Raw genomic sequence first — 13934 nt, 5'->3', positions numbered from 1 at the left:
CCTGCCGCCCCGTACACCACGTGGCGTATGCCCGCTTCAGCTGCAGTCTCCGCCACGTTGCTGCCTTGCCGGACTTCGGCGTCGATTCCACTGGTCATGGGATTCTGGACGTTGAAAAGTGCGTATGCCCCTTCGAACGGAATCCGAAGAGAGGCGGGATCCTCGGTGTTCGCCTGATGAACCTCAGCGCCGAGCGCGCGCAGGGCCTGTGAAGCGTTGCTGGACGGATTTCGGGTCAGGGCGCGCACCTGCCACCCGTCTTTGAGGAGGTGACGGACCACGGCCGATCCCTGCCGGCCGGTCGCACCGACCACTGCCACCACACCCGGAGTGCCCCTGCCCGAGGAGAAAACCATAGCTTAGTATCCCATTTGGGCCGGAAATTGGACCTGGCACGTAAGGAACGGCCCACGCCCCGTCCGGACGGATGAGAGCTCCGGTCACGAGAGTTTCTCGAGAACTGTCCGCCGCTCGGACCATGAAGGCATGAAGGAGGTGAAGTCGCTTTGAAGACGCCACAGATCATGGGCACCGCCCTTCCTGAGCGGGAGTCCCGCGGCGGGCTTGCGCATCACAGCTTGCCATTGCGCTTGGACTCCATTTGCCGGAATTTCCTCGTAAGGACAAAGAGTTGCCGCACCCCATCTATGCGGGGTGCGGCGGTTGATTGGTCGTCTTTGGCGGGGAGAAAGGCGGGGGTGGGCACTGTCCACACTTTGCCTGTCGGACTGGGCCGTACATCGGCCGGACTGGCCCGGAACGCCGATGTTTTCGGGGGAGTGGCGGAATCTAGGGGCTCGGAACCCGGTTCGGGTCCCACCTCGGGCACAGTGTTTCCGCAGGTCAGGGGCCGGTTGGCTCCTGGGTGTGGACAAAATGTTCACGAAAGGGCCCCTTCGGGGGCCCTTTTTCGTTTCCGGGGGTGCAGTTGAGTCAACAACAAGCCGACCTGCTCACCGTTTGGTGCTCACCGGACCGCCCCCGCCGCGGTACCGCTTGCGTACCATGAATCCATGGCAAAGAAGGTCCGTGCCCCGGAAGACCCCGATCGCCGGCTGGATAAGCTCGCGGCCGAGGGACACGCGTCCAAGTCCGCGCCGCAGTTGCAGGGCGCCGAAATGGTTTTGCAGCGGGATGCCCGTCGCTGGGAAATCAGTGAAGGGTTGGACTTCGTGATGAGTCACGACGCTGAGCTGCTCACCGGGCTCGAAGACGCGTGACCGCGTACTTGGACTCGAGAATGCCGCTCCTGATACTCGCTGTCCTTCTGCCCGTATCTTGAACTGCCGGCATTAGGTCTTCGCGGTGGGCGTTCTGGTCTCAGAGGGGCGTTACGGTACCTGCCACGGCATGATGTTTGGCGCGCCGTGTTCGACTTCGCCCTTACCGATGAGGAGGTGGCGCGGATCGCGGAGCTGGAGCGGCGAGTCGCAGTTCTTCGAGCACTCACCCCCAGATGGTTCACCAGCTCGGCGGCTACCGGGTCAACTGTCCACCCGGGGACGAGTGCTGCAGGGCAACTGAAGCGCAGTACTCGTCACATCGCCGTGGCGGAGGGTCGCCGGCAGCCCGGAGGGTCTGTCCTGCCACCGCAATGCGACTCAAAGCTAAGGCTCTATCCCCATGACCAACATCAGCAACGAACGCCTTCAGTCGGGTTTGATGTTCTGGTTGAGGGTGAAGAAGTTCGTCGGGTCGTACTTGCGTTTGAGTGCCTTGAGTCGGTCGTACTTAGCGGCACCGTAGGCCTGCCTGACCCGATCCTCGCCCTCTTCCATGAGGAAGTTGACGTAGACGCTAGTGTGGTGGGGCGCAAGGGCGGACCAGTAGTTGCGGGCCCATTCGCGCTCACCGTCGAAGCCCTCGGCGGTCTTGCTGTTGCCGTTGATGTTGAAGGTGAACCCGGCCTGGCGGCCATTGAACGCGGTGGCACGGTTGTCGATCCGTTCCACCGCTCCTCCCATCTGCCACAGGCCGATGCTGGTAATCGGCGAGGTGATACGTCTGCCGTGCTCGACCGTGATGTCGATGACGTCGTCGTTAAGCGCTGCGACGTCACAGGACCGGACATAGTAAGACCAGCCGTTGGGAAATGACGGGTCGAACATCTTCTGATGCTCCACGAACGGTTTCGGCCGGCAAAGATCGAGCACAGGCGAGCCGAATTCCTTGAGCGGCCGCAGGGCTCGTTCACCCTCCTCGACTGGTCCCGCGTAGCAGGCGGCGATCGCGACGACGTGCTTTCCGACCAGGTCGGGCGGGACGATCGGCAGTGCCGGCGCCCTTCTCAGTACGGCAATCGTCATGAGCTCGTCGGGGCAGTCCGCGATCCAGCCGCGATAAAACCCCAGTACTTCCGGGGCATCTTCCATCGGCCAGAAGACCGGACCTGCCATAACGTAGGGGCCCACAGGATTAAGACGGAACTCGAACTCAGTGACGATGCCGAAGTTCCCGCCACCGCCTCGCACGCCCCAGAAGGGGTCGGCGTTCCGATCCTCGCTGGCCCGGACCAGCTCGCCTTCGGCGGTGATCACGTCCACGGACAGAAGCTGATCAATCGTGAGTCCGTACTTGCGCATGACCCACCCGAGGCCGCCGCCCAGCGTGAGGCCCGCCACTCCTGTGTGGGTGACGATTCCCGAAGGAACAGCGAGACCGAACTCCTGCGTCTCGCGATCGAGCTCGCCAAGCAGTACGCCGGCCTGAACACGGGCCGTTCGAGCCTCCGGGTCCACTCGGATCCCCTTCATCAGCCCGAGATCGATGAGCATGCCGTCGTCGCACACTGACAGCCCAGGAAAGCTATGACCGCCTCCACGCACGGTGACCAGTAGATCCTGCGAACGGGCGAGCCGGAGGGCAGCACGTACATCTGCGGCGCCGGTGCAGCGGGCTATGAGAGCGGGGTGGCGGTCAATCGATCCGTTCCACACCTTGCGATGCTTGTCGTAACCAACATCTTCCGGCCGAACGAGTTCACCCCGAAAGGATGTCTGTAGTTCATAGACAGCGCCTTCGTCGATCTCCGTGCCCTTAGCCATAGACTCACGGACCTTTCTCCTCCGAGCAGATTCCCACCGTTCGAACGAACTGGCAAGAGGGCGGGAACCGGGGATTAGTAGTCTTTTCGGCGCGAGATGACGGGCAGTGAGTTTGGCGGGGAGGCGAGCATCGGAACTGATTACATCCTCACCGACGACAAACCGTCTTACTCGACCACGGCCCAAGACACCGTGGGACTGCGCCTGCTCACAGTCGGCGACCACACAGTCCCCGTGGACTGCCAGGCCCAGTCGAATCTCCGACAAAGGGCTTGAACAATCTGCACACTAGAAATGTGACTAGGTCGCGGCAAACTCAGCTGCGCTCTACGTTGGGCATTGACCGGCCCACGGCCTGATCGTGATAAGGCTCCTGCCGTTGCCTGCGCGATTTTCCATTGTCTTGTTCACCACAGCTGGAGACCAGCAACCAGATCCTGGCTCTGTAGCGGAGGCCAGTCCTCAAGGTGCCGATATGTTTGGCCTTATTGGCCCAGTTCGCGGCAGATTCAAGCCCGGTCAGCGGGGTAGCGTGTTGCTGGTTGCGGTTTTGTGTTTGCATACCTCTTCATGGTGGCTTTCAACGGCTGCTGCATGATCTTTGACGAAGTTACTTGCAGTCTTTGAATGCGAATTCTCCCTGTCCGGCGTTGCTGGTTCCTCGGTCATTACTTCCTGACGTGGCCGGAGCAGAAACTACGAGACTTGAAGCCCGCCTGCGGAATCTGAGCGCGGGAGGACGGAATCGCTCGGGACGCTGCCGCGCACCGCGGAAGGGAGCGGCTTGCTAACCCCACCTCGCTATGGATGTGTCCGATCCGATTCGTTGGCCGGGACGGGCAGTATTGGCGCCGATGACGTCGGGTCGAGGCGACCGTCGTTGGTCTCTGAAACGATCCTTCCGTTGTGTTTGCGGCCCTTCAACAAGTCACGCCGTCGGGGCCTCGAGTCGTCGTCGTTCTTGTCCGGCTCCATCGCAGGGCATGCCGTTACAGCGCTCGGTGATATTGCCGCGGCCAGTAGGCCTTGGAATGGTCCCCGAGGAGGCGGAGCGCAAAGTACGGGTCGCGAAGGAGGGCCCGGCCCACAATCACCGCGTCAACGTTGGACCGTTCGAGAACAGTGCCCACGAGTTCCGGATCCGATAACTGCCCTACGGGTGCTGCCGGAATTCCGCTCTCTGCCCGCAACGTCTGGGCGAACTCCACATTCAGGGCTTGCCTTTTGGGCGGCTGCGCGTCGGCAGCCAGCGCTCCCGACGTCACGTCCAGGAGATCGATGCCTGTCCCGGCCAGGCCTCTGGCGAAATCTCTCGCTTCATCCAGGGTTATGCCGCCGTCGATCCAGTCAGTGGCCGTTATCCGGACGAAGACAGGCTTGTGCTGCGGAAAGTTGTCCCGGACGGCCTGGGAGACCCGGAGTGGAAGCCGCATCCGATTTTCCAAGGAGCCGCCGTAGTCGTCCAGGCGGTGATTGGAGAGGGGCGAGAGGAACTGATGGAGCAGATATCCATGCGCCGCATGGATTTCGACGACGTCATAGCCCGCCTCGTGCGCATTCGAGGCTGCGTGCGCAAAGTCGTCAACGAACTCGTCGATCTCTCCCACAGTCATCTCAGCAGGTACAGTGAGGTTCCCAAACGGCTTGGGGGATGGAGCCATCGGAATCCAGCCCCCTTCATCCAAGGCAACGGGACTGTTCTGGCCTTCGCCGAGCCACGGCACTTTATGGGAACTCTTCCGGCCCGCGCTTTGCAGTTGGACGGCGGCAACGGCGCCGGCGCCCCGAATGTCTGCCGCCAGCCTGGAGCGCGCCTGCACTTGCTGCCCGTTCCAGAGCCCTAAGTCGTTGGCCGTCGTCCGGTGACGTGGACCAATGGCTGTGGATTCAACTATGACGGTTCCCGAGCCCCCAATGGCCCGGGAAACGTAGTAGACCGTGTGCCAGCTCGTTGGGACCCCATCGGGCCGGCAGAATACTGGCACATTGGCGACATCCAGATCCTGTTGGGAATTTCAAGGCCGCGAAGTGTCAGCGGCTGTCCCACTTTTCCACGATCCACCTAGGCGACCGCCGCATCCCGTGTGTTCCGGAGGATCTCCGGTGAGTGGTGCAGGGCGGCGAGCAGGCCGCTGGCCAGGCAGGTGCGCTCCAGCATGCCAGCCACGCTGATCCACTCATTCCTCGCGTGGTCGGGCTGCTCGAGAAAGCACTTACCAACGCCAACTAGTTCCTTCGCGGGGCGGCACATACTGGGGGCCGCCCCGCGAGGGACCACAGGAAGGAAACACCCGTGACCTCTCAAGGAAGCCTGACAATACGGAATGCCCTGGTCTTCGATGGTGAATCACCCGAACTGCTTGAGGGCTCCATCAGCATCCGGGATGGCCGGATCACCGCCATCGGGCGGGAGGTGGAAGAGACTGGTGCCGTGCTTGACGCCGGCGGCCGAACCGTGATTCCAGGACTTATCGATGCGCATTTCCATGCTTACGCACTCAGCCTGACTTCCGCCAGGAACGAGACGGGGCCGCTGAGCGATTCCGCACTTGCCGGGGCAAGGCGCCTCGCGGCTGCCCTGCTCCGGGGGTTCACTGCCGTCCGTGACGTGGCGGGCGGTGACGTTGGCCTTGCCAGCGCCATCGAGGAGGGCCTGTACCCCGGTCCGCGCTACTTTTTCACGGGACCGGCGTTAAGCCAGACTGGCGGCCACGGCGATATCCGGGCCGCGAACGACGGAGCATGCTTCCATGGCGGCCACATGTGCGAAGTGGTGGACGGCGCCGACGCGCTTCTGCGGGCTGTGCGTCACCGCTTCCGGACCGGTGCCTCTGCGATAAAGATCATGACCTCCGGAAGGGTCGTCTCACCGGTCGATCCGATTCGGGTTCCGCAGTACAGTGCGGAGGAAATCCGGATCGTAACGGACGAGGCGTCCCGTCGGGGCAGTTACGCGACGGCTCACGCATACTCGCCCGAGGCCATTCGCCATTCAGTACTTAACGGGGTTCGCTGCATCGAGCACGGCAATCTGCTCGATGCAGAAACTGCGCGGTTAATGGCTGACAACGACGTCTATTTGGTTCCCACCTTGGTGACCTACGAGGCGATGGAACGGCGTGGAGGGGAAGTCGGCCTCACCGTAGTGGGAGCGGCCAAGAACAGGGAAGTATTGGAAGCAGGGAGGAACGCTGTGGCGCTCGCCCGGGACGCCGGGGTCCGGATTGGGTTCGGAACAGACCTGATGGGTGAACTCGAGGATGAGCAACTGGCGGGACTACGACTGCAGTGCGAAGTGCTTGGCGTTTACGGCGCCCTTCGGTCGGCAACATCAACCAACGCCGCCTTGCTCCTGCGCGATGACCTGGGAAGGATTACGGAAGGGTCGAAGTCGTTCAGCGACCCGTTATCTCAACTTTTCACCCGTCGCCACCCGTCTCGGCGCCCGAGCCTCGAAGTGATCAAAGGCCATGCCGCTGTCTTCTTTGAACCCGTGATCCGTCGGCGGTAGCAACCCGAAGGCATCGATTTCATCTCTACGATCGTCAAAAAGAGTATATGTCGTTCTATTTACTGTCGTAAGGAAGTCGTGACATCATGGGCGTGATCCACGCCACATACCGCATCGTGAGAACAGAGGAATCCATGGAGCAGTTAATGCCAACGGCAACAAGAACCGAGGCCGCGCCGGCATGGAAGGGGCGCACGGTTCTCCTTCTTTGCTTTGTCACTATCGTCTTCGACGGCTACGACCTCGTCATTTACGGGTCCACAGTTCCCTCCATCCTGAAGTATCAGGAATGGGGGCTCACAACGGCACAGGCGGGGGTTATCGGCAGCCTCGCGCTCATCGGCATGCTCCTCGGGACGATGTCGGTCGGCGTGCTTACTGACAGGCTTGGCCGGCGCCGGATCATGCTGGCGAGCATTACGGTGTTTTCGATCTGTATGCTGGCCAGCGCTTTTTCACCGTCTGCAGAAGCGTTCGGCGCACTGCGGTTTCTTACCGGGCTCGGCCTGGGCGGCGTTGTCCCCACATGTATCGCTCTGACTGTTGAATACGCCCGCAAAGAGCGGCGGCAAATTGCCAACGCGTTGATGTTCAGTGGCTATTCGGTCGGCGGCGTCGGGGCTTCGCTTCTGGCAATCAACCTCCTGCCGCATATCGAATTCCGCTGGCTCTACGCGATCGGTTCCCTGCCGCTGGTAACCCTTCTGCCGGTGGGCTGGAAGCTGCTGCCCGAATCGGTGGCCTACCTCGCCCGCACCGGCCGCACGGCCGAAGCGGTGGAGACGGCAGGCCGCTACGGCTTGGTCTATTCGGATATCGTTTCCTCCCAGGAGCCGTCAGAAGGCCCGACTCAAAAGTCCAGCCTCCGGACAATCTTCACCCGTACGTTCTTGCTGTCGACCATCCTGTTTGCGCTGGCGAACTTCTGTGGCCTGCTTCTGGTCTACGGCCTGAACACCTGGCTGCCTCAGATCATGCGTCAGGCCGGCTTCAACCTGGGGGACTCCCTGACGTTCCTCCTCGTACTCAACGCCGGAGCCATTGTTGGTTCCGTGAGCGCTTCGGTCATCGCCGACCGGGTCGGCATCAAGAAGGTTGTCACGGCCTCTTTCGTGGTCGCCTTTGCCGCGATCCTGATGCTGACGTTCCAGCTGCCGCTTGCCATGCTCCTGGTGATCGTCGCTTTTGCCGGTCTTGGCTCGGTGGGAACCCAGATCCTCGTCGGAGGCTACTGCGCCACGCACTACCCGCAGTCCCTTAGCGCGACCGCCCTCAGCTGGTCGTTGGGGGTCGGGAGGGTCGGTGCGATCTGCGGTCCGGTTATCGGCGGAGCAGTCGCCAGCCTGGCACTCGGGTGGCAGCTGAACTTCTACATGTTCGCCGTCTTTGCGGTCATCGGCGCCGTGGTCGTGTTCGCGGTCCCGCGCAGGCTACGGCCCTGACTCAGACTTAGCGTCCCCGGAGCGGTTGGGGGAACTGCCGCGTTGTGAAATGACAGCGTTCGACGAATCCAGGTATGAGCAGGGACATGGAAGACGTCATGACGTCTTCCATGTCCCTGCCCGGAAGTTTTCGCCCACGCCTTTTTGACCTGATCCCCTCCAAAGAGGCCGAGCTACTAGGCAGACGTAGAGACCTGTTCCGCCTCCCACTCCTACACTGCGCGCCTAATCCTTCGGATGTTGATACTCCAACAATTCGTGATTGCAGTGCAGTAAGAACTCGTGTCTGTAGTGAAGGCCTATCCAAGGTGATGCACAGAAGTCGTCGATGCCGAAGGCTCGCGCATAGGCTTCCTCTTTGCCCACGATCTCATTTGGCATACGCGGAGGAAGCGCCGTCGGAACCAGGCCAGGGAATGCTATTCGATTTCTGCGCATGGTCTCTCCTCATTCTTGGAAGGTGCGTTCGGTCAGAAGGCACGGAGGATGTCTTCGACCCTCTGTTTGGCGTCGCCGAAGAGCATTTGGGAGTTTTCCCGGAAGAAGAGGGGGTTTTGGACGCCCGCGTAGCCCGCGGCCATGGAGCGTTTGAAGACGACGACGTTTTCGGCCTCCCAGACGCGGAGGACAGGCATTCCGGCGATGGGGCTGCCTGGGTCTTCTGCTGCGGCCGGGTTGACGGTGTCGTTGGCTCCGATAACGAGGACGACGGTGGTTTCGTTGAGGTCGTCGTTGATTTCGTCCATTTCCAAGACAATGTCGTAGGGGACTTTGGCTTCGGCGAGGAGGACGTTCATGTGTCCGGGCAGGCGGCCAGCTACCGGGTGGATGCCGAATTTGACGTCGACGCCGCGCTCACGGAGTTGATGTGCAAGTTCCGCGACAGGATATTGGGCCTGGGCCACGGCCATGCCGTACCCGGGGGTGATGACGACGCTGGAAGCATTGCTGAGTAGCTCTGCGGTTGCCTGGGCAGAGATCTCACGGTGCTCGCCGTAGTCTGTGTCTGCGGTTTTGGGGGCTTCGATGCCGAAGCCGCCGGCGATCACGGAGAGGAAGGACCGGTTCATGGCCTTGCACATGATGTAGGACAGGTAGGCGCCGGAGGAGCCAACCAGGGCACCCGTGATGATCAGCAGATCGTTGTTGAGCAGGAATCCTGCGGCTGCTGCCGCCCAGCCCGAGTAACTGTTGAGCATGGAGACGACGACGGGCATGTCGCCGCCGCCAATGGAGGCGACAAGGTGCCAGCCAAGCCCCAGGGCGAGGAGGGTGACAACGATCAGCAGCCACAGTTGGGTGTCGTTGACGTACCAGATGGTCAGGGCGACGAAGGCGGCAAGGGAGCCGAGGTTGATGACGTTCTTGCCCGGCAGGGTCAGCGGTGACGACTTCATCCGGGCGGAGAGCTTCAGGTACGCGACGATAGAGCCGGTGAAGGTGACGGCTCCGATGAAGACCCCGATGAACACTTCCGCGTGGTGGATGCCTTGGAGGGCTTCGGGCAGTTCGGGAGCTTCCAGGTGTCCGTTCCAGCCGACCAGCACTGCGGCCAAGCCAACGAAGCTGTGCAGCAGGGCGATGAGTTCGGGCATTCCGGTCATTTGGACTGCCCGGGCCCGCCACAGGCCGATAGCCGCGCCTACCAGGACCGCGATAAGGAGCAGGACGAGGCCCATGAGGCCGTGGCCTGAGCCCCAGGCATCCTGAAGGGTTAGCCAAATGGTGGCTGCCAGGGCAATGATCATTCCGGAAATGCCGTAGATGACCCCTGCGCGTGCTTTTTCGTGCCGGCTAAGACCGGCAAGGCTGAGGATGAACATCAGGCCCGCAACGATGTACGCTGCTCCGGCCACGGATTCTGCGGTCAACAGACCCGCGGCGGTGTCGGTCACTGTGGTGCTCCTCGTGAGAATTCCTGTTGCTTCGTAGATGGTGCTCATCCCTGCGCCTTATTTCCCTTGGAGAACATCGCGAGCATGCGCCGGGTGACTGCGAAGCCGCCGAAGATGTTGATGCTGGCAAGCAGGACGGCGACAGCGGAGAGGGCCTGCACAATGGGGTTTTCCGAGGTGATTTGCAGCAACGCGCCGACGACGATGATCCCGGAAATTGCATTGGTGACGGACATCAGGGGAGTGTGCAGGGCGTGGTGGACCTTGCCGATGACGTAGAACCCGACGACGACGGAGAGCAGCAGGACGGTAAAGTGCTGCGGCAGGGGAGCCGGTGCCACCGCGCTGATCCAGAAGAGGAGCGCAATTCCTGCAGCGATAAGACCGGCTTTGCCGGCGGGGCTCAGTCCCGTCTTCGCTGCTTCGCCGGCAGGGCTCTCCTCTGCGCGTGTGGCGTCCGCTTGGGCGGCGGGTGCTGCGGAGACTTGGACGGGGGGCGGCGGCCAGGTTTTTTCGCCGTCACGCACCACGGTCACGGAGCGCTGAACCACGTCGTCGAAGTCGATGGTGAGCTGGCCGTCTTTGTCCTTGGTGAGGAGTTTGAGGAGGTTCAGGAGATTGGTCCCGTACAGCTGGGATGCCTGGGCCGGAAGTCGGGCGGGGAGATCCGTGTAGCCGAGGATGACGACACCGTTCTCCGTAACGATGCGTTCCCCTGCCACGGAGCCTTCCACATTGCCGCCCTGCCCGGCCGCCATATCCACGATCACGCTGCCGGGTTTCATTGCGGCTACGTCGTCGGCCGTGAGGAGTTTCGGTGCGGGACGGCCCGGGATCAGGGCCGTGGTGATGACGATGTCAACGTCACGGGCCTGCTCGGTGTAGATTTCCGCCGCTCGCCGGTTATACGCTTCCGACGTTGCTTTCGCGTACCCGTCGGAGGACTTCATTTCCTCCTCCACCTCAACCTTGAGGTAGGTCCCGCCGATGGACTTCACCTGATCCGCAACCTCCGGCCGCGGATCGGTTGCCCGCACGATTGCGCCGAGGCTGCTCGCTGCTCCGATCGCCGCCAGGCCGGCGACGCCCGCACCAGCGACGAGGACTTTCGCCGGCGGCACCTTGCCCGCCGCGGTGACTTGTCCGGTGAAGAACCTGCCGAACTCGTGCGCTGCTTCGATGACAGCCCGGTAACCCGCGATATTTGCCATTGAGCTAAGGACGTCCATTGACTGCGCCCGGGAGATGCGTGGTACGGCATCCAAGGCAAGAGCGGTGATGGGTCGGGCTGCCAAGGCCTCTACCAGCTCTGGCCGCAACCCGGGGCTCAACATGCTGATGAGGGTGGCGCCATCTGCGAGGCGGTTGATTTCGTTCTCGGTGGGCGGATTGATCCTGAGCACCACGTCGCTGCCCCACGCGTCTTCGGCACCTACGATCGAAGCGCCCGCCGCAGCATATTCTTCGTTCCGGAAGGACGCAGATTCACCGGCGCCTTTTTCGACTACAACGTCGTAGCCCAAACCCAGCAATTGCTTCACAGTGGCAGGCGTTGCCGCCACCCTCGTTTCGCGACCTAGCTCGGCCACAATGCCTATACGCGTCACTATTTTCTCTCTCTAGGATGTGGTGCCTGGGAAATACTGCATCTGTTGTGTCCGCTCGATCCGCAACCGATCCGGTGCATCTGCGGTGCGGTTGAACAGGGACTGCTGCCTTGCTTCACCCAGACCGCTGGTCGAGTAGCGCTGACGGATATGGTTGCTGGAGTAGTCCCTAAGCGGTGCGCGCGATGAGTTGGACATGCTCCGCCCTCGTTGCGGACGTTCAGGGCCGGGGCAGATGACCGTGTAACAGACGGCGGTCGCCCTGCTCATGGCCCTGACACTTTGCGGTGCCGTCGAAATGTTGATGTCGCCAGGATGGCGGGAAAACGTGGTTCCTCCGAGTTTTCCGAGCGTCTCGGCCTCCGCCAGGCTGAAGGAGATCAATGCCCGGCCGTTCGAGATGGTGCGCGCGTCGGTGCATCTGGCTTACTCCTCATCGAGTCAACAATCGATCCTCCAGCGGACCCCGACCCATCATAGAATTGATATATCAATGATTGCAATAAGATATATCTGTAGTCGTTATCGCTTCCCGTGCCGTCCCACTGATCCTCCTGGCGGAGCATTTCTCTTTGATCCTTGTGAGGACATTCCGGACCGCCGGGGCCGCAAGGGCGATCCGTCATGCGGGATATGCCGGACTTGCAGATGGGCAGTGAACCCCTGACCGACAAACAATCTGCTGGACCCGATGGGAACGCCGCCACTGCCCAACCCCGCCTTAGGCGTCGTGGCCGGTTCGCTCGGACTTCCGGCGGTGGGGGCCGACCAGGTCATTGCGACTTCAGAACTGCTGAGCCATCGATATTACGAGAGTGGGGCGTCTCTTCCCGAATCTGATTCCGCCGACCGGGGCGATACCTCTCTGCCCCGTGGGGTGTGGAGCAGTGCGCGCAACGTCTGGATGGTGTCGGCCTCCGCGGCCGTCTTGTCGTCACGATAGCGCCTGACCCGCGCGAACCGAAGGGCGATTCCACCGGGATAGCGCGGAGAGTGCTGGACGCCGTCGATGGCGATCTCGACGACGGTGACCGGCTGCGTCCAGACTGTTCCTGCCGTACGCCGCACCTCCAGCTCCTGGAACCTTTTAGTCTGCCATTGCAGCAGCGAGTCGGTGAGGCCCTTGAAAGTCTTGCCCACCATCACGTAGCCGCCGGGTTCACCGAACTCGCCGTCTGGGTCCAGGGCTCCGAGGTGCAGGTTCGACAGCAGTCCGGTGCGCCGTCCTGACCCCCATTCGCAGGCGAGCACCACCAAGTCGTAAGTGAGCACCGGCTTCACCTTGATCCAGTTCGAACCCCGGCGCCCGGCGGCGTAGGTCGAGCCCACTGCCTTCACCACCACACCCTCATGGCCCGCGGCAAGCGCATCGTGCGACACTTTCTCGGCGACAGCCGCATCCCCGGTGATTTTCCCCGGGATGCGGTGACCAGGGGCGATGCGCTCGAGCACGCCGATGCGTGTGGACAGCGGCTCGTCGAGCAGGTCGCGCCCGTCGATGTGCAGCACGTCGAAAAACCACGGATGCAGCAGTGTGGTGCGCGCCGCGTCGGCCCCGAACCGGGACATGGTCTCCTGGAACGGCCGTGGACCGCCGTCCTCGTCCAGGGCCAGAGTCTCGCCGTCGAGGATCACATCGCGCACGGGCAGTCCGCGCACCACCTCCACCACCTCAGGCAGCCGATGGGTCACGTCGGCCAGGGTACGGGTGAAGATACGTACGTCGTCGTTGGCGCGGTGAACCTGGATTCGAGCGCCGTCGAGCTTGTATTCCACCGACGCTTCCCCCGTGGCCTCCAGCGCTTCGCTGGCACTGGCCGCGGTTGCGGCGAGCATGGGCTGCACGGGACGTCCTACGACGAGGCCGACGGCGCTAAGCTGGGCTGGGGTGCCCGTGATCGCCAGGAGGGCCGTCCCGCCGAGATCGCCGGAGAGCATTGCTGCGCGGCGTACGGCCTCGATCGGCCGGCCGGCGGCGCGGGCGATCGCATCCGTCAGTACGCCTTCGAGTGCACCCGTACGAAGTTCTCCGACCAGCACGCCGGCGATGAAGGCCTGCTCCCGCTCGGTGGCTTCCGCCATCAGAGTCCGAAGGGTGGCGGCGCGGTCAACGGTCGAGCCAGCGCCTGCGGCTGCAAGCAGCCGGTCCAACGCAGCGTCGAGGTCGGCAATGGTGAGGTGCGGAGCGGGAGCGGACTCTACCTTGGCTGCCCGCATACCGCTCCAGCCGATCCCGACTCGGCCTTGCCGAGGCTTAGCGGCGAGCAAGCCGACCGCCGTCGGGATGTCTTCGGGGTCGAGCCGGCGCAGCAGACCTGCCAATTCGTTGACCTTCGCGAGCCGGGAGCGCGTGGTCGCAACGGCTTCCGAGGTCCTCACGATCTCGTCGAGCAGCATGGCTTCAGTCTGTCACGGCCGCTGCGTACATGGCTGAA

General features: G+C 62.5%; 9 protein-coding genes. 3 read left to right on the top strand and 6 right to left on the bottom strand.

The features are described 5' to 3' along the window. Window positions 1–281: NmrA family NAD(P)-binding protein (locus BLP88_RS04280; protein ID WP_175453483.1), on the bottom strand; the 281-nt coding region annotated here is incomplete at its 3' end. A 732-nt stretch (window positions 282–1013) separates the two neighbouring features. Here BLP88_RS04280 and BLP88_RS04275 point away from each other — a divergent pair. Next, entirely contained in the window at window positions 1014–1220 is a 207-nt protein-coding gene (locus tag BLP88_RS04275) for a hypothetical protein (protein ID WP_074587149.1), read from the top strand. A 429-nt stretch (window positions 1221–1649) separates the two neighbouring features. Here BLP88_RS04275 and BLP88_RS04270 read toward each other — a convergent pair whose 3' ends face one another. After that, complete coding sequence (locus BLP88_RS04270; RefSeq protein ID WP_074587148.1) at window positions 1650–3044, bottom strand: FAD-binding oxidoreductase; 1395 nt, start codon at window positions 3042–3044, stop codon at window positions 1650–1652. Between the two features lie 989 nt (window positions 3045–4033). Next, window positions 4034–5029: an oxidoreductase gene (locus BLP88_RS04260; RefSeq protein WP_217635132.1), complete on the bottom strand. Its 996-nt coding sequence runs from the start codon at window positions 5027–5029 to the stop codon at window positions 4034–4036. Between the two features lie 308 nt (window positions 5030–5337). On the opposite strand from BLP88_RS04260, the gene BLP88_RS04255 reads away from it, so the two are divergent. Continuing rightward, complete coding sequence (locus BLP88_RS04255) at window positions 5338–6555, top strand: metal-dependent hydrolase family protein (protein ID WP_084110781.1); 1218 nt, start codon at window positions 5338–5340, stop codon at window positions 6553–6555. An 86-nt stretch (window positions 6556–6641) separates the two neighbouring features. Further along, on the top strand, window positions 6642–7997 hold the full coding sequence (locus BLP88_RS04250; protein ID WP_217635131.1) for an MFS transporter: 1356 nt from the start codon (window positions 6642–6644) through the stop codon (window positions 7995–7997). Window positions 7998–8467: 470 nt separating this feature from the next. Here the strand turns inward: BLP88_RS04250 and pntB are convergent, their stop codons facing one another. The 3 genes from pntB to BLP88_RS04235 all read right to left on the bottom strand — a co-directional run bounded on the left by pntB (window position 8468) and on the right by BLP88_RS04235 (window position 13896). Beyond that, a complete protein-coding gene (gene pntB, locus BLP88_RS04245) occupies window positions 8468–9940 on the bottom strand; it encodes a Re/Si-specific NAD(P)(+) transhydrogenase subunit beta (protein WP_175453482.1) in 1473 nt (490 codons plus the stop codon). Next, window positions 9937–11499, bottom strand: a complete 1563-nt coding sequence (locus BLP88_RS04240) for a Re/Si-specific NAD(P)(+) transhydrogenase subunit alpha (RefSeq protein ID WP_074587145.1) — start codon at window positions 11497–11499, stop codon at window positions 9937–9939. The genes pntB and BLP88_RS04240 overlap by 4 nt, the downstream gene beginning before the upstream one ends. Window positions 11500–12306: 807 nt before the next feature. Next, the gene (locus BLP88_RS04235; RefSeq protein ID WP_074587143.1) at window positions 12307–13896 is read right to left on the bottom strand and encodes an ATP-dependent DNA ligase; all 1590 of its coding nucleotides are present in this window, start codon (window positions 13894–13896) and stop codon (window positions 12307–12309) included. Window positions 13897–13934 lie beyond the last annotated feature (38 nt).

The organism is Arthrobacter cupressi, from assembly GCF_900099975.1.
Classification (GTDB): domain Bacteria; phylum Actinomycetota; class Actinomycetes; order Actinomycetales; family Micrococcaceae; genus Arthrobacter; species Arthrobacter cupressi.
This window is presented reverse-complemented; position numbering and strand designations above follow the sequence as displayed.